This window comes from Halobaculum magnesiiphilum (assembly GCF_019823105.1).
Taxonomy (GTDB): Archaea; Halobacteriota; Halobacteria; order Halobacteriales; family Haloferacaceae; genus Halobaculum; species Halobaculum magnesiiphilum.
The window spans coordinates 2,433,493-2,456,191 of the sequence record NZ_CP081958.1; the positions used below are offsets into that span (position 1 = coordinate 2,433,493).

Annotated in this window: 25 protein-coding genes and 1 tRNA gene; 2 read left to right on the forward strand and 24 right to left on the reverse strand. The window is 63.1% G+C overall.

Features of this window, described 5'->3' with window-relative positions; translation table 11 throughout:
• The gene (locus K6T50_RS12415) at positions 1 to 216 is read left to right on the forward strand and encodes a hypothetical protein (protein WP_222606902.1); all 216 of its coding nucleotides are present in this window, start codon (positions 1 to 3) and stop codon (positions 214 to 216) included.
• A 422-nt stretch (positions 217 to 638) separates the two neighbouring features.
• Here K6T50_RS12415 and K6T50_RS12420 read toward each other — a convergent pair whose 3' ends face one another.
• From K6T50_RS12420 to K6T50_RS12520, 23 genes are all read right to left on the reverse strand, one after another.
• The gene (locus K6T50_RS12420) at positions 639 to 2,177 is read right to left on the reverse strand and encodes a glycosyltransferase family 39 protein (protein ID WP_222606903.1); all 1,539 of its coding nucleotides are present in this window, start codon (positions 2,175 to 2,177) and stop codon (positions 639 to 641) included.
• A gap of 249 nt (positions 2,178 to 2,426) precedes the next feature.
• On the reverse strand, positions 2,427 to 3,446 hold the full coding sequence (locus K6T50_RS12425) for an NAD-dependent epimerase/dehydratase family protein (protein WP_222606904.1): 1,020 nt from the start codon (positions 3,444 to 3,446) through the stop codon (positions 2,427 to 2,429).
• The gene (locus tag K6T50_RS12430) at positions 3,443 to 4,402 is read right to left on the reverse strand and encodes a lysylphosphatidylglycerol synthase transmembrane domain-containing protein (RefSeq protein ID WP_222606905.1); all 960 of its coding nucleotides are present in this window, start codon (positions 4,400 to 4,402) and stop codon (positions 3,443 to 3,445) included. The genes K6T50_RS12425 and K6T50_RS12430 overlap by 4 nt, the downstream gene beginning before the upstream one ends.
• Complete coding sequence (locus tag K6T50_RS12435) at positions 4,402 to 5,082, reverse strand: PHP-associated domain-containing protein (protein ID WP_222606906.1); 681 nt, start codon at positions 5,080 to 5,082, stop codon at positions 4,402 to 4,404. The genes K6T50_RS12430 and K6T50_RS12435 overlap by 1 nt, the downstream gene beginning before the upstream one ends.
• Complete coding sequence (locus K6T50_RS12440; protein WP_222606907.1) at positions 5,079 to 5,981, reverse strand: decaprenyl-phosphate phosphoribosyltransferase; 903 nt, start codon at positions 5,979 to 5,981, stop codon at positions 5,079 to 5,081. Before K6T50_RS12440 ends, K6T50_RS12435 begins: the two co-directional genes overlap by 4 nt.
• Positions 5,982 to 5,990: 9 nt before the next feature.
• Positions 5,991 to 6,989, reverse strand: a complete 999-nt coding sequence (locus K6T50_RS12445) for an NAD-dependent epimerase/dehydratase family protein (RefSeq protein ID WP_222606908.1) — start codon at positions 6,987 to 6,989, stop codon at positions 5,991 to 5,993.
• 947 nt (positions 6,990 to 7,936) lie between these two features.
• Positions 7,937 to 8,254 carry a DUF7964 domain-containing protein gene (locus K6T50_RS12450; RefSeq protein ID WP_222606909.1) on the reverse strand — a complete coding sequence of 106 codons (318 nt, stop codon included), beginning with the start codon at positions 8,252 to 8,254 and terminating at the stop codon, positions 7,937 to 7,939.
• Entirely contained in the window at positions 8,251 to 8,481 is a 231-nt protein-coding gene (locus K6T50_RS12455) for a helix-turn-helix domain-containing protein (RefSeq protein WP_222606910.1), read from the reverse strand. Before K6T50_RS12455 ends, K6T50_RS12450 begins: the two co-directional genes overlap by 4 nt.
• A gap of 292 nt (positions 8,482 to 8,773) precedes the next feature.
• Positions 8,774 to 10,756, reverse strand: a complete 1,983-nt coding sequence (locus K6T50_RS12460; RefSeq protein WP_222606911.1) for a DUF7845 domain-containing protein — start codon at positions 10,754 to 10,756, stop codon at positions 8,774 to 8,776.
• Between the two features lie 2 nt (positions 10,757 to 10,758).
• Positions 10,759 to 10,887, reverse strand: a complete 129-nt coding sequence (locus K6T50_RS19155) for a hypothetical protein (protein ID WP_275673102.1) — start codon at positions 10,885 to 10,887, stop codon at positions 10,759 to 10,761.
• The gene (locus K6T50_RS19160; RefSeq protein ID WP_275673103.1) at positions 10,884 to 11,009 is read right to left on the reverse strand and encodes a hypothetical protein; all 126 of its coding nucleotides are present in this window, start codon (positions 11,007 to 11,009) and stop codon (positions 10,884 to 10,886) included. Before K6T50_RS19160 ends, K6T50_RS19155 begins: the two co-directional genes overlap by 4 nt.
• A complete protein-coding gene (locus K6T50_RS12465) occupies positions 11,006 to 11,557 on the reverse strand; it encodes a phage N-6-adenine-methyltransferase (protein WP_222606912.1) in 552 nt (183 codons plus the stop codon). The genes K6T50_RS19160 and K6T50_RS12465 overlap by 4 nt, the downstream gene beginning before the upstream one ends.
• Positions 11,554 to 12,228: a DUF6884 domain-containing protein gene (locus K6T50_RS12470; RefSeq protein ID WP_222606913.1), complete on the reverse strand. Its 675-nt coding sequence runs from the start codon at positions 12,226 to 12,228 to the stop codon at positions 11,554 to 11,556. The genes K6T50_RS12465 and K6T50_RS12470 overlap by 4 nt, the downstream gene beginning before the upstream one ends.
• Positions 12,225 to 13,103 (reverse strand): DNA adenine methylase, encoded by an 879-nt coding sequence (locus K6T50_RS12475; protein WP_222606914.1) that lies wholly within the window; start codon positions 13,101 to 13,103, stop codon positions 12,225 to 12,227. Before K6T50_RS12475 ends, K6T50_RS12470 begins: the two co-directional genes overlap by 4 nt.
• On the reverse strand, positions 13,100 to 13,423 hold the full coding sequence (locus tag K6T50_RS12480) for a hypothetical protein (protein WP_222606915.1): 324 nt from the start codon (positions 13,421 to 13,423) through the stop codon (positions 13,100 to 13,102). Before K6T50_RS12480 ends, K6T50_RS12475 begins: the two co-directional genes overlap by 4 nt.
• Positions 13,420 to 13,674 carry a DUF7563 family protein gene (locus K6T50_RS12485; RefSeq protein ID WP_222606916.1) on the reverse strand — a complete coding sequence of 85 codons (255 nt, stop codon included), beginning with the start codon at positions 13,672 to 13,674 and terminating at the stop codon, positions 13,420 to 13,422. The genes K6T50_RS12480 and K6T50_RS12485 overlap by 4 nt, the downstream gene beginning before the upstream one ends.
• Before the next feature lie 268 nt (positions 13,675 to 13,942).
• Positions 13,943 to 14,014, reverse strand: a tRNA-Ala gene (locus K6T50_RS12490).
• 63 nt (positions 14,015 to 14,077) lie between these two features.
• Entirely contained in the window at positions 14,078 to 14,686 is a 609-nt protein-coding gene (locus tag K6T50_RS12495; protein ID WP_222606917.1) for a rhomboid family intramembrane serine protease, read from the reverse strand.
• A gap of 138 nt (positions 14,687 to 14,824) precedes the next feature.
• On the reverse strand, positions 14,825 to 15,139 hold the full coding sequence (gene rpsJ, locus K6T50_RS12500; RefSeq protein ID WP_073306642.1) for a 30S ribosomal protein S10: 315 nt from the start codon (positions 15,137 to 15,139) through the stop codon (positions 14,825 to 14,827).
• The gene (gene tuf, locus K6T50_RS12505) at positions 15,140 to 16,405 is read right to left on the reverse strand and encodes a translation elongation factor EF-1 subunit alpha (protein WP_222606918.1); all 1,266 of its coding nucleotides are present in this window, start codon (positions 16,403 to 16,405) and stop codon (positions 15,140 to 15,142) included. It lies immediately after the preceding gene.
• A gap of 249 nt (positions 16,406 to 16,654) precedes the next feature.
• Positions 16,655 to 17,629, reverse strand: a complete 975-nt coding sequence (locus K6T50_RS12510; RefSeq protein WP_222606919.1) for a homoserine dehydrogenase — start codon at positions 17,627 to 17,629, stop codon at positions 16,655 to 16,657.
• Positions 17,626 to 18,258: an amino acid-binding protein gene (locus K6T50_RS12515; RefSeq protein ID WP_222606920.1), complete on the reverse strand. Its 633-nt coding sequence runs from the start codon at positions 18,256 to 18,258 to the stop codon at positions 17,626 to 17,628. The genes K6T50_RS12510 and K6T50_RS12515 overlap by 4 nt, the downstream gene beginning before the upstream one ends.
• A gap of 399 nt (positions 18,259 to 18,657) precedes the next feature.
• Entirely contained in the window at positions 18,658 to 20,850 is a 2,193-nt protein-coding gene (locus K6T50_RS12520; RefSeq protein WP_222606921.1) for an elongation factor EF-2, read from the reverse strand.
• A 166-nt stretch (positions 20,851 to 21,016) separates the two neighbouring features.
• Here K6T50_RS12520 and K6T50_RS12525 point away from each other — a divergent pair, with 166 nt between their 5' ends.
• Complete coding sequence (locus K6T50_RS12525) at positions 21,017 to 21,781, forward strand: DUF5781 family protein (protein ID WP_222606922.1); 765 nt, start codon at positions 21,017 to 21,019, stop codon at positions 21,779 to 21,781.
• A gap of 195 nt (positions 21,782 to 21,976) precedes the next feature.
• On the opposite strand, the gene K6T50_RS12530 is transcribed toward K6T50_RS12525, so the two are convergent.
• A complete protein-coding gene (locus tag K6T50_RS12530; RefSeq protein WP_225935317.1) occupies positions 21,977 to 22,633 on the reverse strand; it encodes a GNAT family N-acetyltransferase in 657 nt (218 codons plus the stop codon).
• Positions 22,634 to 22,699 lie beyond the last annotated feature (66 nt).

Below are 22,699 nucleotides of genomic sequence, written 5' to 3' on the forward strand. Positions count from 1 at the left end.
ATGGACGCCTCACCCATCGGCCTCGCGGTGCTCATCGCGGCGTGGGCCGCCGTATCCGCCTCCGACTGGATTATCCCTCGGCTGCCGGCGTCGACCCGCGTCATCCTCGGTGATATCGACCTCACCGACCCCGAGTGTGTGGCGGCACTCGATCTGGCCTACGAGCGCGGACCCAGTCTAACGCTCTACTCACCTCGATCTCGTCAGGGTAGTTGACCACAGGGATCAGCCACACTCCGACCGGTGTATTCTAACCAGACGAGCTCATGCGCACGTAGATAATAGTGGCACGACTCCGGTTCCGTTTGGTTCTCCAATAACGATTTGATGCTGGGAGATGACGCTTCTATTTCCTCAATACGGGCGACGCTGTCGTCTTGAGATGACGATGACTCAAGCTCCGGATACCGAACGTCATCTGGGATAACACCGCCGGGATTCATTGCCCAAATCCCTCCGGAGACAAGGAGAACAAGCACAAGGACGGTCCCGAGCTCGAGCCGGTTTGAGGTCGCGAGTGAACGACCCTACTCTTCTCGCTGATTGCGGTGAGGGAGTGGAGTGCAATAGGGACGACCACGCTGATGAACGCCTAAAGTCACGACCTACGGGTAGGATGAGCATCGAGTAAGCCGTGATCACAACTCCACAATCATTGCTGATGTGTCACATTTGTTGGACTGGCTACCAGTACTATTGTAGATCACTCGACCTGAAGATTTGGCTGCATTGATATATTCGTTGGTTAGTCCCGAGAACGCCCCACAACTTCGAGCTACGTAAAGATAGTCAACGCTACCGTTACTGATTGCAGCGGGAGAAACGACTCTTACTGATGCCTCTCCAGTGAAATATGCAACTCTCTTCTTTTCGGATTCAGTCGGGACCAATATCTCTGATCGAACCTCGCCAGCACTGTATAAGAACAGTTCGTTGTAATTTTTCCAGCGAAGGACGACTATATCATTATTTGGATCTGTGGAATCAATCAAAGCATTGGCAGGCTGAACTTTTCCCTCTTTGAAATTATCCGTTAGAAAGACTCCGTGAATGCCTGCGTTTATTAGCAGTGGAATAAATAGGACAAGAACACATACAGTAACTGCCTGACGGGTGTCGATTGAGGAGAGAATTTTTGAAGCACCTTCGCCAATTCGCGAACCCGTAATAGCAGCTAAGCCGGAACCAAAGACGATGCAGATCGCCGGGAAAATAGGGAATATCTGACGTGTCTGAAAAACACCGATCCAACCTAGATTCTTGAGATTATATAGGATAAAGTACGTACCCAGCCAGAGCAACACAAGCCCACGCAATCCATTAATAGAAGAAGATCCTTTTAAATTGCGGATGCCTAGTATAATCAGGGCTGAGAGGATTATTGTAATTCCAAAGTATCCGACTAAATAAATAGGTCCAAGCGGTCCGGTAAAAGAAAGAAGCATATCAATCGTGCTAAGAATGTTCTGCTCCGTATCAAAACCGCGAAGATGCCACCAGAAGTCAAAATAAGAATATGCGGTATATCGCGCAAGGCGTTCTATGGGGCCGTAGTTGTTAATGAATAATGGATATGCGAAATAGCTCCCTTGTTCAGATGAGAACAACCCAATTACCTCTCTGATCGGCCCAAATACAAGATAGGATATCCCGGTTAGAAACGGTGGGATGATAAATGTAGTTACTTGAATCATTCCTTTTTTGAAGTATCTCTTATATATGAAGACACGCCACGCAGCGAATATACTGAATAGGATCCCAACGACAACTGCAGGAATAAACATAAGATATGCAAGGGTAAATGCGATACCTGACAATAAATAGGAGATCAGTTGACCTGATGCCTCAGCACGCAAAAAAAGCCAAACACCGATAACAACGAATGCCACACTTGCGACTTCCGCCAAGCCTCGTCCACTCATCACGATGATTTTAGGATAAAACGCGTAGAATGCTACTGCCCCGATGATTGAAATTTGAGATGAAAAGATTCGTTGACAAACGCGCACAAAGATGATCAATGAAACACAAGATATCAAGACATTGAATACCGCTATGGCTTTGATACCAATGAACGGTTGAAAAACAGGATAGGCTGCTGCTGATAATACGTCGAAAAAGGGCATACGAAGCGGATAGTAGCCTTCAAAATCAGCCACGTATTTGACGACCGACATACGGAGTGGATTGAATGCCGCATATATTTTCCACGCGAGCGGGAACAGGCCCCAATATGATAAGCGGAGGGCTATCCCTGCCACTACGATGTACTCTATCAGGTCCAACTGGTGTAGATCAAACTTCCTAAGCCGTATCATATTAAATAACTATCAAATACATATATTTTCTATCGTACCTATCGCGTTACACTGATGAAATATATCTTTTAGGATTTGCTGGTGTTCGATAGGAGGATATGATGACATCTATGAGAGTTTGCGGAGAATGTTCAAAGCGCCTTGTTCCGGTGCTTTGCGGTGTCCCTCTCCCGACTCCTCGGACTCCTCGGAAGTTGAATCAATGAACCACTCATACCCTCGTCGGAGACAGTCGGCATTGCTGTCTTGTGGCTCCCAGTTGAGGTCATCCCGGGCTCGGGAGATATCAAAGTAGAAGTCCTTGTCTATTGTTTTGTAATGGAACGTCGTGAGGGGGCTATAATCGAGAGTATCCAACGCCCACATCCCGAATTTTGTTGGAAGCCGAGGGAGGCTGGTCACCGTAGACCCCGTACCAGCGTGTGAAATCAAGCTTTCATACGCCTCACGCATGGTGCCAAACTCGTCAGTCCCGATGTTATATATCTGACCGATAGCAGTCTCAGAGTCAGCCGCAGCGATCGCAGCGGTAGCGATATCGCGACCGGACACCATCTGAAACGTGTTGTTACCACTCCCGACGAGGTACACACGTCGCCCCTGGCTGATCCACTCGAAGAGGATTTGAAAGATCCCAGCTCGGCGCTTGCCGACGACCGTCCGGGGTCGGATCACCGTGACATCCACGTCGGTTGCCTGAAGCGCCACTTCGTCGGCTTTTAATTTGGATTCGCTATACGGCCCCTTGGGCTGTAAGAGGCTATTCTCCGTGATCGGCAACTGATCAAGCGAATAGACGCTACTCGATCCCATATGGATGAATCGGTCCACAGACGCATCCTGAGCGGCGTTCATGGCCTGACGTGTCCCCTCGACATTCACCTGTCGAAACCGATCACCGGCTTTCGTCACCGGAACGAGCGCGACGTTATGGTAGACGGTGTCGACACCGTCCATCGCCTGCCGAATGTCGGTCGGATCGCGAATATCCCCCTCAACGTACTCAACCTGGTCGGCGCCGATTTCTGGAGGGTGTTGGTCGAATACACGGACGTCTGCACCTCGTTTCAGCAGTTGTTCCACAATATGGCCGCCTACGAACCCAGATCCACCCGTAACCAGCTTCATACGTCAACCTCCTCCGGGGATGATTGAATACTCTCTGATGTTCGTCGATACATCAGATACACAGACAGTGCGAGTACGGCGACGAACCAGAGCGTTGCTGCCCGGATAATCAACGTTGCACTGGCTGCTGTTGCTTCTCCGGCACCGAACACGATTAGGAACGCAGTCATCGAGCCTTCGGTTACACCGAGTCCGCCTGGCAACAAACTCACAGCACCAAGAATACTGGACAGTGCAAAGACGAAGGCCGCGGCGATCATGGTGACATCAGCTCCGAATCCTTGGAGAACGAGCCAGAGGCCGATGCACTCTAACCCCCACGAAAAGACACTGAGCACTGTCGTCACGCCCAGCGGGCGGGGGCTGAGCAGAGAGCGGGAGTTCGTGTACAGATTTCGCAACGCGTCGGTCTTCGTTCGGAGAATCGGGACAGATTCACTCAGCCCAATGACCCAATAGGACCCTCGTTCATACTGGAGCAGGAGAATTCCCGCGGAGATCGGAATCAGAAACAGCAGCAGGATGAGTGGTGACCGGTCGAATGCAAGGATCCCAAGCAGACTGATCAGCAGGACTCCCAAGAGATCGGTGATCCGCTCAGTGGCGATAACCGGCATCGTTCTACTCAGGGGCGTGCCCTGCTCGTCACGAATGAGCCAACACTTCCACATCTCACCGAGTTTACCGGGAGTCATAATCATGATTAGTCCGCTCCCAAAGATGTAGAAGCTCTTCCGGAGTGGGAGGTCAACGTCCACCTCCGAGAGAAGGTATTCCCACTTGACGAAGCGGAGAAATTGGTTTCCAAGAGTGAGGCCAAGTACGACTGGAAACAGCGTCCATTCGAACTTGCTGAATGCCTCGAGTAGGCTATTCAGATCAGCATAGATGCTGAGTGCAAGCGTTACGGCTAATCCGAACACGACGAACTGCCAGAGATTCCTTTGAAGATCCATCAGTCTCGGAGGCGGTTATACAGTTTCGCGCATTTCGTCCCGGCGTGCGATACGATTGAGCCGCGGCCTCCTACAGGAGACACACGGCCGTCCCGGAGAGATTGCTTCACCGGATCAGCCAGCGATTCACCTGCTCGAGCATCAGACGGGATCTCGAGATCTGTGTACGCTGTCCCGATCTCGTGGGCGAAGTGCGAATCGCTGCCGCCTGTTTTGGGGATCTCATATTGCTGGGCAAATTCGAGAGCTCGTCGGTTGTAGGCCGGTCTGACGCATCGAGAATTGATCGTCTCCACCGCGTCGAGGACATCCGTATACTCAGAGAGTGAAGAAAGGCCACTTCGCATCGCGTCGAACGGGTGGGGTGCGAGTGCAAGCCCTCCCTGGTCGTGGATTTCCTGAATGACCGTCCGCGGAGACTGCCACGGTTCAATCGGCTCCTCAAGAAAGAGCCCGATGATTTGCCCGTCTGGGGTATCGACTTCTTCGGCGGAGATCACGAGGAACTGATCACTCGCTGCCCGCCGTGCGGGACCGACACCATCCATCGTGTTGTGATCAGTAATAGCTACACCATCGAGACCGACAGATTCGGCCCGTCGGACTAGCGTTTCCGGGGCCATCCAGCCGCACTCCGGAGAACGATTCGTATGGGTCTGGAAATCGATTGAGAGTTTCACAGTGTGACCCCCAGCTGTGGATAGTACAGAATCGCCGAGAGCGTGAGACCCCACAATGCGAAGTTGGTCAGGAGCGGCCGGTCGAGGATCAGCTTCACTGGTTCGCTGTCTCCCTTCACTCCAACTGTTAGATAGACGTAACGGAAGACGGCGTAGAACGCAAACGGGATCGTGAGCATCATCAGTAGATCCCGGGCGAAGAACGTATACAAGGCATATGTCATCAGAAGCATTGTCGCGACACTTCCCAAGAGCAGTTTGAGGATCTCAGGAGAATACCCTTCGAGCGAGCTTCGAATCGCGGCTGGGTTGTCCACCTCTTGGTACTCCCCCCAGCGTTTCGAGACGCCGAACATCATCGCTGCCAGAAACATGGAGAGAATCAGCCACGGGCTCATATCGGACGCCGTGAGGACGACCCCCGCGAGCGCTCGAAGGACGAAACCAGCACTGATACTAAACAGGTCAGCGAACATATACTGCTTCAAGATAGTACTATACAGGAAGTTCTGGGCAACGTAGACCCCGATAATAACCAGGAATGCCTGATTTAGCTGCCACGAAAGATAGGCGACCCCCACATAGAGAACGAGTGCCCAAACGACGGCGAGCCAAACCGAGACCTGTCCACTCGGGATTGGACGATGTTGTTTCCGGGGATGCTGTCGATCCTGCTCACGATCACGGAGGTCGTTGATAATATAGGTCCCTCCAGCTGCTCCGGAGAACAAAACGACACCAAGCGTCGTGTTGATCCACGCTGTCAACTCAAGAGCCGACCCGGAGAAGACGACCGGGATGTAGAGGATCAACTGCTTGTACCACTGCCACGGCCGGAGTGTGTACACCAGGCCACTGAGAGTTGAATCGCCGACAGATTCGAGATCCGGTGCAATCATGCAGATCAGCTACAACTCGCCGTGCTCTCGCGCCCACTCAACGCCCTCGCGCATGCCTTCAGTGAGATCAGTTGGGGGTTCCCAGTCGAGTTCGTCCATCGCCTTCGAGGGGTCACACGCGATATGGCGCGACATCTCGCCAGCGACGTGGATATTCTGCTCATACAATCCCAAATTACCGAGCGTCACATCGGCAATCTCCATGAGGCGCGAGATAGGAGTCGGGACGTAGAGCGGACGGAGATCGTCCGCTACGCCAAGCAGATTAGCAATCGTTCGGTAGATGTAGTTTGTCGTATACGGTTTCTCATCCGCGATCCAGTATGTCTCATTTTTGGAGACATCTGGCTGGTTCATAACCGAGATCAACGCCTCGACAAGGCTCGGAACGTACGTCATACTCCGGAGATTCATCCCGTTCCCGAAGACGATCGGATGGCCGCCTTTGATCATGTCCATCAGGCGGTTCATCCGGTCGGGCTGTCGCGGTCCGTAGTACCAGCAGGGTCGGACGATGGTATAGTCCAGGCCGAATTCCTGATGATACCGCCGGACGTGTTGTTCGGCCTCGTACTTCGACTCGCCGTAGTTACTCTCGGGCTGACACGGCATCTCCTCCGTCATCAGCTCGTTCGGGGAATCGTTGAATCCTTGAGCGGCGTTCGATGAGACGTAGACAAACTGCTCGATATCATAGTCGTTCGCGACCTCGAGCATGTTCTTGGTACCATCAGCGTTGATGTCGAAAAACATGTCAGAGCCGAACAGATCCGGAGGGTGAATGATACCCGCACAGTGGAAGACGACGTCAACATCATCACTGAACGCAGCATCCAGCGTCTCCGGTTTCAGAATATTTCCTGAATGCTCCGTGATGTCGTAGGGCTCTAACTCTGAAGTATCCTCTCTCGGAAGGACGAGACAGTGAACGTCGTGCTCGGTTTCGTCCAACTGTTTTACGAGCTCTGTCCCCAGCCACCCAGGTGCACCTGTGATTAATATCTGCATTTGTTGTGGAGTAATATTGACTTGGCTTCAATACACCGGTTTCAATATATCTATTGATAGTATCAGCATATATTTATGAGGTTGGCCGCGGTTCAGGATGAAATAACATTTGACCTCCGATTCAACGTCAACGGGGGACACGGTTACTGATCTCAGCGAGTAACCATTGCACGGTGCTTGTGCAGTGGGATATCTCAAGAACGGATGGATTCAACGCTTTCCCAAATTAACTGAGCAGCACTCACGACTCATCGAGTGACTCGAAGACTTCGTTCTTATTCGGCGCGTCGATACTTGACTCCTGCCGCCACTGTCATAGGCATACTCGTAGCCCTCTCGCAGCGCCAATGGCAAAATACGCTCGCTCGAGTCGCCGGCGTAGTCCGACGGCTGCATCGAGAAAGTCGCGACGAGCGAGCGGTGAGGGTCGGGGGGCTGTTAGTCACGAGCATCTCAGGCTGATTCGACCCCGGCGCTGCGGCGTCGGACCTCGCGAGCGCCGGTTCGGCATCGCGGCCGACGAGGACGCCGCGCATCTGCGGCGCGTCGCGGAGTCCGTTTCTGGGATCAGCCCGGATACATCGTGGTCACTCGTCGCGCAGGGCTACCGCACCGAGCGAAAGGTTCGCGACGCGAGCGTCGGAGAGATATCCACCGACGTGCTGAACGTTGGTGAGCAGCGCGCCAGACAACTTCTACGGACTGTCGATGAGTAAGCACGCGACCGCTAATGTGCAAATCTGCACAAGGGCACCGATGTCCCTCTAATTGTATTGTTACGCATTAACATACATTAGCGGAAACATCCGGCCATTGTCCGACAGGCCGCCGACCGACGCGGTGGGGCGGTAGGGCGCCGGGTCAGGCGCCCGTACTGCGGGGCGGTCCGAACGCGCCGAAGGCGCGTGAGGTACTTTCGGTCTGTGAGTTCTTACTCACAACTGCCGCTACAGGTGTTGCGCGACCCTGTTCTGCATCTCTTGCATTTCTGATTGCAGTGTGAACGGGATGCCGTCAGAGCCCTTTGGCTGGTTCGCCAGTTCGTCGTACGCCTCCTGCTCAATGACTACCCACCCTGACTGCTTCCATGCGAGTCCAACCAGACGGTCGTTGATAGCGATCACCATTCCGTGACACGAATCCCGGTTCTGGGGCCGCTCTCCGTACAGGGGACCGACGAACGAGATCTCAGGATGCTCCGTGAGCGAGTCGACAGTAGATCGCGGGAGAGGCTGATCGGGGAGGGAGTCGACAAGTCCGCTCATATGGTAGCCTCCATGGGCTGCACGGGATTACTGCGGACATACCGGACCTTATCAGTACCGCGGCCGCCGCGACGGTCGAGAAACCCGTTCTCGGCGATCACGGTGAGGTGCTGGCGAACCGTCCGCTCGCCCGCTCCCGTCTCCTCGATCACGTCCCCGACAGTGAACGGCTGCGACCGACGGAGTGCGACGATCCAGATCCGATCTGTGATGCTCGGCTCGGTCATGGGCGGGCCGACGACAGCCTGTCACTTAGTCGTGTCGCACATATCTGCAGAGCGTTGCGAAAATTCGCGCGCCGCCTGCGGCGGTGCGGGTGGTATTTTGTTGTCCCCCCGTAGGGGGGTGCCCTTAGGCACACTCCCTAAGGGGTGTTGCCCGCCCGCTGCGAATGCCGGCCCGCAACTCCCGGTGCGCTACTCGGAAACTATCTGGTAGTGAACAAGAAAACAGCCGTTTCTGTCGCGCGACGGCGGAAAAAGAGGGTGCTGAGTAGTGATGCCTCTCACGAGGACCGCTTCAGCCGGGGATCTCGAACTCGGGGCGTGCGTGCTCCTCGATGTCGATTTCGAAGCCGGCGATCTCGACGGCGGTCTGGATCTGCTCGGCGGACCACGTCGAACCGGTGCCGATCATCTTGCGGACGCGATCGACGGTCTCGTACACGTCGTTGCCCTCGAAGGTCCGTGCAAGGCGCTCGACGGCCTCCGAGCGGGCCTGCTGGGCGTCGTGCTGCAGTAGCGTGTTCGCCTCGGCGACTCGCTCCTGACCGTGATCATCGCCCCACCGGACGCGACCGGGGAAGTGACCGGGAGCGTTCCCCGCGTCCTTCCACGCGTGAAAGCCGTCCTGCACGACCTCGGCGGCGTTCACACCGCTGGCGACACCTTCGTCCGGATGCGGGAGACACGAGCCGAGCTGTAGTTCGGCGCCGTCGTCGGCGACGCGGGCGCCCCACTTCTCGCGCCACGACTCGAAGGCATCGCCGGAGGGTCGCTCGTAGGCGTCTTCTTCGAGGATCGACTCCGCGTGACGGAGACTGTGCTCGATGCTGTTCTGCACGTCCGTGACGGTCCGGCCGATGATCTCCTCGAACTTCTCACGGAGGTGCTGGGAGGCGAACGTGATCGTCCCCTGTTGGGACTCGACGGCGTCGCCCATCCGCTTCAACCAGCGGTACACTGTCGTCTCGCTCGTCTCGCTCTCCTCGGCGAGATCGTCGTAGTGAGCGCGGCCGCCGTCGGCGACGAGCTGCTCGGTGAGCGACTCGTCGGCGGGGGTCATGCGGGAGAACGCCCGCACGAGCATCGATTCTTGCGACCGTTCGATCTTCGGCGTCGGGTCGTCGTGGAGGTCGAGATCTCGAGGCGTCTCCGCTGGCGAGAAGTGCCAGTCCTCGACGAACGTCGACGCGCTGTCGTTCGAAGATCCGAGCGAACTCGGCGCGATCGGGACGCCGGCCCACGTGAGGATGTTGACGAGTCGTTCTTCGAGCTCCTCGACGAGCGCGTGTCGGCGGTCCCACGCGACAGTCTCGCGGTTGATCCGGATGTCCGAGACCTTCCCCTGAAAGAGCAGTCCGAACTTCGGGTGGTACAGTGGATCGTCGGGGTCGGAGTGCTCGTGCTCGGGATCGTAGCACTTCGCTTGCGTCCCGAGCCCGTGACCGGGGATCATCGACGACGCGGCGTCGGCGTTCGAGACGAGCCGGAACATGGCACCGCCGGAGTCGCCGTTGTCCCAGAAGTACGCTCCCTTCGAGGTGTCCTGCGTCGACAGCAGCATCGCGAGCTGGTGCAGGGCGCCGCCCATCCGCGTGAGCTTCTCGGCGAGCGATCGCGAGAGCCGCACGTATCGCTCGTGGACGGAGACGTTGCTCGTCGACAGCGGGCGGGTGAAGTACTCGCTCGACCAGTCGTCGTCAAGGGCGTTCGCGAGCGCCTGACAGGCGCACCGCAACCAGTGTGGGTACTCGTCGAGTTCGAGGTTCGACCCCTGTATCTCGACGTTGAACCCGGTGTCGGGCTGATCCGCGTGGTCGAACGGCGACGGGATCGCATTCCCGGTCTCGACGTGGGTCATACCGGCGTAGCGCGGCCGGATCAGGTAGTTGGCCTTCCGCTCGCCCGCGCCGTCGATCTGGATGCGCGGCTCCCACATCGACCGGTCCTGCGGCAGATCGAACTCGGGACGCGGCGCGATCTTCCCCGCGTAGTCGCCGTCGTCGTCGGTACCGTAGTACAGCGAGACCTCGACCTGCTCGCGCGCATCCTCGTCGACGGGGTCAGCCTCGGAAACCGGGTGCGGGTCGACGCCGTCGAGCCAGGGGAACCGCGCGTCGAAGGACGTACCGCCGTCGAACGCGCGGATGAACCGACACAGTGCCCAGTAGGGCGCCATGTTGTCCGCGATCGAGCCCTGCGTCGCGTAGTTCAGATTCACGCGAGCCTCGTGCGGACAGGTGCGGATGATCGCGGCGTCGGGGTTCGGACGCGTCACCATCGTCAGGTGCCCCGCTGGCCGTCCACGAGCGCCGCACACGAGGCGCAGGCGTCGACACCGCACGGGAGGCGGCGGACCCCACGAGACGAGCCACAGGCGTAGCAGCGGCGCTCGTCGGCAGCGGCGCTCACGCGGCCTCACCCCCGAACCGCGAGAAGTGCTCACTCCGCGTCCACGGAACGACACGCGCACCGCCGCCGCCGTAGGCCCACACCGTCGCCCCGAGCAGATGCAACCGGCTGATCGCGGTCACCGGCCGTCACCTCCGACGAGCTGCTCTTGCTCGGTCTCGCGATGGATGTGCCCGGCACGGAAGACGGTCGCGCGCCGCGACAGTACGTCGAGGACGGTGCCGGGCGCGTCCCCGAAGACGAACACGTGTGAGGCGAACGGCGCGCTGTCGTCGCCGTCACCGAACGCGAGCCGCGAGTCGAGCATCGCGACGGCCTCGGCGTGCTCGACGGCGTCCTGCCACCAGTCGGTGCTGCTGTCGCCCTTCACGAGGTAGCAGATCGAGTCGACGGCGGGGCGCTGCAGTTCGGAGACGACCTTCGGCGTCCACTCGTCCATCGCGGAGTACGGCGGGTTCAGCCACACGTCGCCGTGCCACGGTTGGGCGAGCCCGTCGTCGTCCTCAGTGAACGCCTCGTCGGCGATCGGGGAGCGCTCCGCACCGGCGGCGGCGTCGAGGTCGAACCCACCAACCGCTTCGGCGAGCGGGCGGACGAACTCGGGCGGCGTCGACCACTCGTCGGTCTCCGACGAGGTGAACAGGTCGAGATCGAGACTGGTGTTGCTCACCGGCCGTCACCTCCGTCACGACTCTGGATCTGACGCGCCCACCGATCGAACCAGTCACGTTCCGCGTCTCGCTCGTAGCAGTCGCGACAGCGGAGCGCCGAGTGATCGGTCTCACCGTGGGTCGGGAAGACGCGGACGTGAGCGGGCTCGTCGCAGTCCTTGTCGTCGCAGGTGAGCGGCTCGCCGCCGTCCGTGATCAACGTGGACTGCTCGGCAGTCGCCGCAGCAACGCGCTCGCCGAGCCACGACATCTGTTCGCCGATCCCGCCGAGGTCCAGTTGCTCGAACGGGAACGAGACGGACGGCTCGATACCGGCGTGAAACGTTTCGCGCTCCCGCAGCGGGTCGACGTACGAGCGCCCGGCGAGCACGATGATCTCATCGCCAGTGTCGGCACCGCGGGCGACGAGCCACTCGATCAGTTCCATTCCGATGCGATGCGCCAACTGGTTCAGGCGGTGGTCGTCGAGATCGTCGATGTGGGTCTCGTAGGGATCGATCTCGGCGTCGGGCTCGACGAGGCCGTGTTCTGCCGAGAGGATCGCCCACTCGTCGCCGACGGTCTCGGCGTACGCGCGCTTCTTCGCGAAGTACGTCGACGTGTATAGGTCGCGGGCCTCGGAGCGCTCGTCGCGCTTCGCGGCGCCGCAGCCGACGAGGACGTACTTCACCGCTGCTCACCTCCGTCGGTCGCGGGGAGGGTCTGTTGAGCAACGACGGACCACATCGGCGCCGCCGCGGGATCGTACGAGCAGTACAGGCGCTCCGGCCTGTCGCTGTTGTCGAGTGAGGCCGAGCGGTTGTAACTCCGCTCAACGACTGCCGTCGCGAGGTCTTCCAGACCCTCCGGCGGCTCCGAGTAGGAGACGATCCACTCGCCGTCGACGGCCCGGAGCGTCTCGACGAGGCCGGCGTGGTCGAACAGCGGCCCGCGGTAGTAGTTGTCCTTCTCCTCGGTGTACGGCGGGTCGCAGTAGAACAGTACGTCGTCGCCGTCGTACCGCTTGAACTGCTCAGAGTAGTCGCCGCACTCGATCGCGACGCCCTTGAAGCGGTCGCGGAGGAGCTGGATTCGCTCGGGAACGCGAGCCCATATCTCGGACTTCTGCGGCCCCTTCCGCGGCGTGTCGGTCGCGAACCCGGCGCGCTGTCCGTAGCGGCCACTGAAGCTGGCGTACCGAAGGAAGACCCACCGAGCAGCCTCCTCAACGAGATCCTCGCCGAGGTCCTGCTCGGGGTCGCGGAACTGTCGCGACCACTCGTTGTACAGGCCGCGCGAGTATGGGATGTCGCGGACCGCCTCGGCGAGCTCGTCCGACCGGTCGCGGACGGCCTCGAAGAATCGGACGACGTACTCGTCGCGGTCGTTGAAGATCTCCGCACGACTCCGCGGTTTGTTCAGCAACACCCCCGCAGCGCCGCCGAATGGGACGACGAACGTCTCGTGGTCGCAGAGGTGCTCGACGACCCACGGCGCGAGGTACGTCTTGCTCCCGATGTACGGGAACGCCGAGACCTTCCGTCCCGATCGCTCGAACCCGTTCACCGCTGCTCACCCCCGTCGGTCTCGACGCGATCAGCGCCGTCGACGACTTCGCGCCACCCCTCGACTTCGTCTGCAGGGTCGTAGACACGAGCGACGACGGCGGTCTCGATCGACCCGTCGTCGGCCACGTCGATCCGTTCCAAGACGTTCTCGCCGGTGTGGTCGTAGGAGTGCGAGAACTGCGTGCCGCAGCCGCGACAGACGAGCACGTCGTCGCGCTCGTAGTACAGATCGCCGTCGCAGTCGGGATCGGTACAGCCGCGGAACGCACCGTCGGAGTAGTTGTCCGCGTCGCCGACGGTGACGATCGGGACGCTCACCGTCCGTCACCTCCGTCAGTCCGCGCAGCACCGACGCGCGCGCCCTGGTTGAATGCCGGGTCGTCGTCGGGGTCGACGTGCGTGTCGACGACCTTCCCGGCTGCGGAGCCGCGGCTAATGCGCGGCATGGAATCGCAGGCGGGACAGCGGTGTACGTCGTTATTCCCGTCGCCGAAGACGGCGGCGAACCGGTCGGTGACGTGCGCCCCGCAGTGCAGGCAGCCGGACTCGTCCGACCCGAGGCGCATCATGGGCGACACACCCCGTGATCGAGCGCAGGACAGCGCTGATCGTGCTCGGTGATCTCGGTGCCGCAGAACTCACAGACGAGCACGTCGGCGGTGTCGACGCTCACGCCGACCACCTCCCGAAAACTTCGGGGACGGCGTGGCCGCGCCCCACAAGCTGGCGAACTTCACATCCTTCGCGAGTTGTGTTCGCGCCGCTGCGGCTGAAGGATTCTGTGTTAGTGCTGCTCCCGCGAGAACTCCGGGCCTTCGCAATCGACCCGTATTTAAATGGACTCGCTGGGATTTGAACCCAGGGCCTCTTCCTTGCGAAGGAAGCGATCTACCACTGATCTACGAGCCCGCACTCGCTGAAAGCCCGGGCCGACACTTGAGGGTTCCGTTTCGACCCGCCCTCGCGCGGTTGTCACACACGGAGCAGTCGGGCTCTCCCGGCGCCGACGCCCAGAAGCAGCCCCACGAAATGCGAGATCAGCGCGCTTCCGGCGGGGCTGAACACCACCGTCACCGCCAGCGCGAGTACCCCGACAGCGACGACCAGAAGCCGCGGCGACACGTCGAGCCGTCGCGCCGCGCGCCCGAGCGCGTCGGCGGCGGGATTGGCGGCGGCGACGTAGCCGACGAGCGCGAACGCGGCGCCGCTGATGCCGACGACGCCCGTGGGGACGAGCAGGCCGCCGAGCCACACCTGCGCCAGCCCCGCGAGCGCGCCCGTCGCGAGGACGAAGCCGTGAAACCGGGCCCGGGTCGTCGAGGCGGCCACGGGAACGCCGGCGACGACGACCACGACCGCGTTCGAGAGGAGGTGGCCGACACCTGCGTGGGCGTACACGCTGGTCACGAGCGTCCACGGGTGAACGACCGTCGGCGGCGACAGGACGAACAGGTACGCCGCCAGCGGACGCGCGAGCAGCCCGACGAGCCAGAACGCCGCCGACACCACGGTCATCACCACGAGCGTCTCGGCGACCGGACGGAGCGGCCCGGTTCGGGTCGCCGATCGGACGGAGACCATGCCGAGTACTGCGTGACGTGCGGACAAAGCCGTGCCGCCGGGCGGCGGCCGTCGGCGGCGCCGCCGCTGGCGTGTGTGAAAAACGATGAGAACGGTCGTCGGTGACGGGGGACCCGTACGGGTCCGGTGCGCCTCAGTTCAGTCCTCGAGGACGATCTCGATGGAGACGTCGTTCGGGACCTGGATCCGCATGAGCTGACGGAGCGCGCGTTCGTCGGCGTCGATGTCGATCAGCCGCTTGTGGACGCGCATCTCCCAGTGCTCCCACGTCGCCGTCCCCTCGCCGTCGGGGGACTTGCGCGACGGGACCTCGAGGGTCTTCGTGGGGAGCGGGATGGGACCCGACAGCGCCACGCCGGTCTTGTCCGCGATCTCGCGGACGTCGTCGCAGATGTCGTCCAGGTCGTCGGGGCTCGTGCCCGCGAGTCGGACGCGCGCTTGCTGTCCGGGCATTTACCGTTCGTTGACGGAGAGCACCTTGCCGGCCGCGATGGTCTGACCCATGTCGCGGATGGCGAAGGAGCCCAGCTCCGGGATCTCGCTGGACGGCTCGATGCTGAGGGGCTTCTGCGGGCGCACCGTCACGATGGCCGCGTCGCCGGACTTGATGAAGTCCGGGTTCTCCTCGTCGACCTCGCCCGAGGACGGGTCGAGCTTCTGGTCGAGCGACTCGACCGTACACGCGACCTGCGCCGTGTGGGCGTGGAAGACGGGGGTGTAGCCGGCCGTGATGACCGACGGGTGCTGCATGACGACGACCTGCGCCTGGAAGGTCTCGGCGACCGTCGGCGGGTCGTCCGCGGGACCACAGACGTCGCCGCGGCGGATGTCGTCCTTGCCGACGCCGCGGACGTTGAAGCCGACGTTGTCGCCGGGGCCCGCGTAGTCGACCTCCTCGTGGTGCATCTCGACCGTCTTCACCTCGCCGCCGACGTCCGACGGCTGGAAGGAGACGTTGTCACCGGGGGTCATCTCGCCGGTCTCGATCCGCCCGACGGGGACGGTCCCGATACCCGAGATGGTGTAGACGTCCTGGATGGGCAGACGCAGCGGCGCGTCCGTCGGCGGCTCCGACTCCGGAAGGTTGTTGAGGGCCTCCAGGAGGATCTCGCCGTCGTACCACGACGTGTTCTCGGAGCGGTCGGCGATGTTGTCGCCCTCGAACGCCGAGATCGGGATGAAGCTCGCGTCCTCGGTGCCGAAGCGGACCTGCTTGAGCAGGTCCTCGACCTCGGAGACGACCTCGTTGTAGGAGTCCTCCGAGTAGTCGACGAGGTCCATCTTGTTGATCCCGACGATCAGCTCGTTGATACCCAGCGTGCGCGCCAGGAAGACGTGCTCGCGGGTCTGGGGCGCGACGCCGTCGTCGGCCGCGACGACGAGCACCGCGTTGTCGGCCTGCGAGGCGCCCGTGATCATGTTCTTCACGAAGTCACGGTGGCCCGGGCAGTCGACGATGGTGAAGTAGTACTGTTCGGTGTCGAACTCCTGGTGGGCGATGTCGATCGTGACACCGCGCTCGCGCTCCTCGGCCAGGTTGTCCATGACGTAGGCGAACTCGAAGCCGCCCTTGCCCTTCTCCTCGGCCTCCTCTCGGTGCTGTTCGATCACGTGCTCGGGGACGCTCCCGGTCTCGAAGAGGAGCCGCCCGACGAGCGTGGACTTCCCGTGGTCGACGTGGCCGATGATGGCCAAGTTCTGGTGGGGTTTGTCGCTCATTGTTGAATCAAGCGCTGAGGCGCTCTGTAAGGACGTGTAACGTCCGAACGCCCTAAAACCATTTCGATACGTCAGGCAGCCCACCCCGACGCTTGCTTGCGATTAGGTCGTGTGTACCCCTCCCGTGTGTGGTGGTTACACGGGTCGTCTCCGACCGCGCCGGACCCCCGTTCCGGGCGTTTGATCCTCGACGACCGGTTCGAAACGATCGTTAGACCCAGACCGAATGGCGGTTGCAGACGGAGCGAGCTACTCCAGTCGGGCCACGTCGGCCAGCACCGCGCTGGCGGTCTCCTCGCCGCCGGCGCCGCGGCCGGAGATGGCGAGTCCGCCCGCGTACTCGTGGTCGATCTCGACGATGTTGCGCGTGCCCGTCACCGACAGCGTCCCGTTCTCCGGGACCAGCCGCGGGCCGACGCTGACGCCGTCGCGGGTCGCCTCGCCGACGAGCCGGACGGTCCGCCCGTCCTCGGCCGCCAGCTCCAGCGCGCTGCCCGGGATGTCGCGGATCCCCTCCACGTCGGCGTCCGCGAGCGTGACCGCGGCCTCGCGAAGCTCGTCGAGGGTGTCGCAGTCGGCCTCGCGCAACACGTTCGCCAGGATGACGCACTTCAGCGCCGCGTCGGTTCCCTCCACGTCGAACGAGGGGTCCGCCTCCGCGACGCCCAGGTCCTGGGCCTCCGCGAGCACGTGGTCGTAGTCGAGGCCCTCGGCGGCCATCCGCGAGAGGACGAAGTTCGCCGTCCCGTTGAGCACGCCGCGAACCGCCGAGACGTGCTTCGCCCCGAGGTCGTCGACCGTCGCGCACACCGGGATGGCGCCGCCGACGGTCGCCTCGAAGTACACCTCGCCCGCGGAGTCGGCCTCCAGCGCGCGCACCTCGGCGTAGCGCTCGGCGACCGGCCCCTTGTTCGCGAGCACGACGTGCTTGTCGCGCTCCAGCGCGGTGCGCACGTGCGAGAAGCCGGGCTCGGCGTCGCCCAGCGTCGTCGGGGTCGCCTCCACGAGCACGTCGTACTCGGCCGCGAGCGCGTCGCCCGGCGAGGCGCCGCCGAGGGCCTCCCCGGCGTCCTTGCGCGCGAGCGCGGTCTCCACGTCGACGCCGTCGGGGTCGACGACCGCCGACGACGAGTCCGCCAGCGCGGTCACCTCGTTGTCGTACTGGGGGGCCAACTCCGCGACCGCCCGGCCGACCGCGCCGGCGCCGAGAACACAGAGCCTCATCGGCGGCCCTCCAGCGGGGCGATCACGTCGATGTCCTTCTCGGCGGCGACCTCCCGGACCGTCTCGATCACGCTGGCGGTCTCGCCGGCGTGTGCCCGCAGGCGAAGCCGGGCGCTGGAGTGCGCCGACGACCCGGCGCCCGCCGGCGCCGACAGGTCGATGTCGGCCACGGACGCCCCCGAGCAGTCCTGGATCCGCTTGAGCGTGTCCGACAGGTCCGTGTCCACGAGGTGGCCCACGAGGACGACCGTCACCTCGTCGCCGTACTCCTCGGCGTCGGCCTGGATCACGTTGACGCCGCGCTCCCGGAGGTCCTCGAGGATCCCCTCGAACCGGTCGGGCGGACACTCGATGTCGACCTCGACGGGGATGCGTCCCCGCGGGGTGAGGCTCCCGCGCTCGTGGAAAATCGACAGCAGGTTCGCGCCGTTATCGGCGATGGGTTTCAGCGCCCCGAGCAGCTGCCCCGGCTCGTCGACCAGTTCGAGCCGGATCGTGTGCGCCTGCAGCTCCGTCTCGTGGCCGCCGTCCGTCTCCGCCGCGGCGTCGTCGCCGTCGGTCTCGGCACCGTCGGCGTCGGCCGCGTCCACCGGCTGCTCGTCGGGGGCTGGCGTCGACTCCGAGGGCATCTATCTGGCCCTCCGTTCGTCCGCGCGCGTCCCCGTCGGCGCCGCGTCGTCGGCCGCCGCCGAGCGTGTTCCGTCGGGGGGTGTGGTCGTGGACCCGATAATTGTGATCGGCGTGCGGGGCTGGGTCGCTCGTTCGCAGCCGTCGCGCCGACCGTGGGTCGTGCCACTTGGCATAGTTGTCCTGTGTAGACGGGGAGGTGATAAGCCTTCCACCGTGGCGATGCTTGCCAGTGTCCGAACGATCCTGTGAGATCTCCGACGGTCTCTCGGCGGATCGAGGGTCTCGCCGACGGTTCGTCGGTCGCGCCGACGGTTCCTCCGCCGCCGCCGCTCGCGGGAAGCCGGCGGGAGAACGCAAAGAGAGACGGAGAGGGACCGACCGCGGCGGTCGGCGCTAGCTCAGATGTAGTCGATCGACTGCGGCAGCTCGAGCTTCATGCCCTTGCGCTCGCGGATCTCCATGATCTTCTCGCGCTGGAGGTTGTCCACGAGTACGCGAAAGCCCGCGTTCTCCGTGTTCCAGGAGGCGCGGCCCTCGGTGGCCGAGCGGATGTCGCTGGAGAAGCCGATCATCTCCTCGACGGGCGCGATGCCCTCGATGACCATGAGGTCGCCCTCCTGGTACATGTCGTCGACGCGGCCGCGGCGGCCCTGGATCTCGCCGGAGGCGTCGCCCATGTGCTCGCTGGGCACGTCGATGCGGACGTCCTGGATCGGCTCCAGGAGGCGCACCTCGCCGTCGATGAGCGCGCGATGGACGGCGTCGCGGACGGCGGGGATGACCTGCGCCGGACCGCGGTGGATGGTGTCCTCGTGCAGCCGCGCGTCGTGCAGGCGAAGCAGCGCGCCCTGCACGGGCTCGGCGGCGAGGGGACCGTCGTCGAGCGCCTCCTCGAGGCCCTCGATGACCAGCTCCATCGTCTCGTTCAGGTGCTGGATCCCCTTCGTGTCGTCGATGAGGATGTTCGTCCCGTGGATGTGCTCGACGTTCTGGGACGTGTCCTTGTCCATGCCGGCCTCCTGCAGCGCCTCGCGGCGCTCCAGCTCGGGCATGCTCATCGACGCCTCGCCGAGCTGGATCGTCTCGACGATGTCGTCGGCCAGCGGCTCGACGGTGATGTAGAACTTGTTGTGGCGGTTCGGCGAGACGCCCTCGACCTCGCGGGAGGCCTCCTGCGGCTGCTCGCGGTAGACCACGATGGGCTCGCCGGTCTGGACCGGGATGCCCTGGTTCTTCTGGATGCGCTGGGTGATGACCTCGAGGTGGAGCTCGCCCTGCCCGGAGATGAGGTGCTCGCCGGTGTCCTCGTTGATCTCCACGCGGATGGTCGGGTCCTCCTTGGCGACCTGCTGGAGCGTCTTGATGAGCTTCGGCAGGTCGTCCATCGACTTCGCCTCCACGCTCTTGGTGATGACCGGCTCGGAGATGTGCTCGATCGACTCGAACGGCGTCATCTCCTTGTCGGAGATCGTAGAGCCCGCGATGGCGTCCTTCAGGCCGGTGACGGCCGCGATGTTCCCGGCGGGGACGCCGCGGTCGAGCTCCTCGCGCTCGCCGCCCATGTAGATCCCGACCGACTGGACGCGGTTCTTGCCCGCGGTGCCGGAGACGTACAGCTCCTGGCCCTTCTCGAGCGTGCCCGAGAAGACGCGGCCCGTCGCGATCTCGCCGGCGTGGGGGTCCATCCCGATGTCGGTCGCCATGAACACGATGTCGCCGTCGCGGTTGACCGTCCGCATGTCCTCGGCGATGTCGGACTCGTCGTCGCCGCGCCAGATGCGCGGGATACGGAACGGCTGCGCCTTCAGCGGGTTCGGGAAGTGCTCGGCGACCATGTCGAGCACGACGTCCGAAAGCGGCGTCCGCTCGTGGAGCTCCTGGCGCTTGTGGTCCTGCTCAAGCTCGATGATGTCCGCGAACGACATGCCGGTGCGCTGCATCGACGGGAGCGAGACGCCCCACTTGTACAGCGCCGAGCCGAACCCGACGGTGCCCTCCTCGACGGAGACCGTCCAGTCCTCGTCGATGTCGTCCATCTCCTCGGTCATCCCGCGGATGAGCTCGTTCACGTCCGCGATGACGTCCTGGAGACGCTGCTGCATCTCCTCGGGCCCCTCCTGGAGCTCGGAGATGAGGCGGTCGACCTTGTTGATGAACAGCGCCGGCTTGACGCCCTCGCGGAGCGCCTGCCGGACGACCGTCTCCGTCTGGGGCATCGCGCCCTCGACGGCGTCGACCACGACGAGCGCGCCGTCGACGGCGCGCATCGCGCGGGTCACGTCCCCGCCGAAGTCGACGTGGCCCGGCGTGTCGATGAGGTTGATGAGATGGTTGTCCTCCTCGTACTCGTGGGTCATCGAGACGTTCGCCGCGTCGATGGTGATCCCGCGCTCCTGCTCGTCCTCCTCGGTGTCCATCACGAGCTGGGTCGCCTCGTCGGCGTCGGCGATCATGCCCGCGCCCGCGAGCAGGTTGTCCGTCAGTGTCGTCTTCCCGTGGTCGACGTGAGCAGCGATGGCGATGTTCCGGATCTGCTCCGGCTCGTCCATCAGTTCCTCACATTCCTGTACGATTTTCTTTCGTCGGCCCATTACCGACCGGTATTCTCCGCCCGGTCAAAAGGGTAGTGCTTTGCCGGCGCCGAAACCTCCGAATCCGGGGGCCACACCGCGTGGTACGCCGTCTCGTGGATCGGCTCACAGCCGGGGCCGAACCGGCACAAGAGTCAAACCGGTACACCCCGTGCCAACACTACACATGGACATCCGAGTCCGCGGCGCCGTCCCGCCCGACCCCTTTCTCGGGGCGGCAACGCTCTTCGAGACCGAACACGACCTCTCGCTCCCGGTCGAGGTCCAGGTTCGCGACAACCCCGAGGAACGAACGTGGGCGGCCCACTACGACGACCGCCACGTCCTCAACATCTCCCGGAAGGCGGCGACCTCGGCGATGGCGCGCGAGCTCGCCCTCCACGAGCTGTCGCACATGGCCCGGTACGAGGAGCCCCACCCCTCGCACCACCAGTCGACCGACGAGGCGCTGTTTCTCGCGCTGTCGGGGTCGTCGGTCGAGCGACGGAAGGTCCACCACTGCTACCAGATCGCGAACCACATGAAGGACGTGTACGCCGACGACATCACCCTCTCGGTCGGTCCGGGCGGGAAGCTCGTCACCTTCTTCGAGTCGCAGCTGGCCGCCGCGATCGCGGACCGTCCGCGCGATCACCCCCACCCGGACTCACAGCGAATGACGCCCGGCTCGGACCCGGACATCACGGCCGTCAACGCCGCGTTCGCGCTCGCGATGTGCGAGCGGCACGGGCTCGTCGGCGACGGGCACCGCCTGTACGACCTGGTTCACGCGGCCGCGGACGACGCCCCGGCGGTCGACGTGCAGGGATTCACGCGGCTGTTCCGGTCGCTCGCGGCCGACCCTTCGGAGTCGGAGTACCGGAAGGCGCTGGTCGACGCCGCCCGGCTGTACGCCGTCAACGCGGGCGGCGGATCCGCCGCGGCCGACTGATCACCAGCGCCGGCGTACCGCCGGGCAGCACCGCGCGAGGGACCCCGCCTGGCCGGGGCGTTCCACGGGCCGTCGACCACGGGGACCGGGTGGCTCGCGAGCCGGACGGGCGCGGCCCATCGCCCGTGGTCCCGCTGGTGCCGGCTTCGTATTTGAACGCTCGCCCGCCGTGACCGGCCGGCATCGCCGGGCGCGTCACACCGATCCGTCGGGGTACCGAACCGGTGTTCGGGCGCCGTCGGCCGCGCGCCACTCCTCGCGACTCACCGAGAACCGGTGGTGGTCGGCGGGCTCGTCGTACCGGCCGGCGTGATTGCGGAGGAGGCCCTCGTAGCGCCCGCCGTGGCGGTCGACGTACCGTTCGACGGCGCGGCGGGATCGCTCGTTGTCGCCGTGGATCGGGACCGCGGCGACGCCCACGTCCAGTCGGTCGAACGCCACCGCCAGCAGCGCGTCGGCGCGCTCGCCCGAGTAGCCCCTCCCCCAGAACGGCTTTCGCAGCCAGATCGCGAGCAGCGCGAGGTCGCGGTCCCACCGGCAGATGAGCCCGGCCGTCCCGGCGAACTCGCCGGCGCCCGGCTCGTCGCCCCGCGGACGGACGACCCACTCCGCCCGCTCGCGCTCCTCCCACTGTCGCTCGAACTCGGCGAGGCGGTCCTCGGCGCCGGCGAGCGTGTCGAGCGGCGACCACGGGAGGTACTCCGTCTCCTCGTCGATCGTCGGGCTGTCGTCGGATGCGGCGTCGTACAGCGCTCGCGCGGAGACGCGCTCGCGCGAGCACCGTTCGAGCCGCAGGCGCTCCGTCTCGATGACCTCCGGGAACACGTCCCCGGCGTCGCCGGCCGTGGACAAAGCCGTTCCCCCGGTTCGACACCGCGTCGCGAACGCGGCTCGGCGGCTCGGCGCCACCGCCGACGC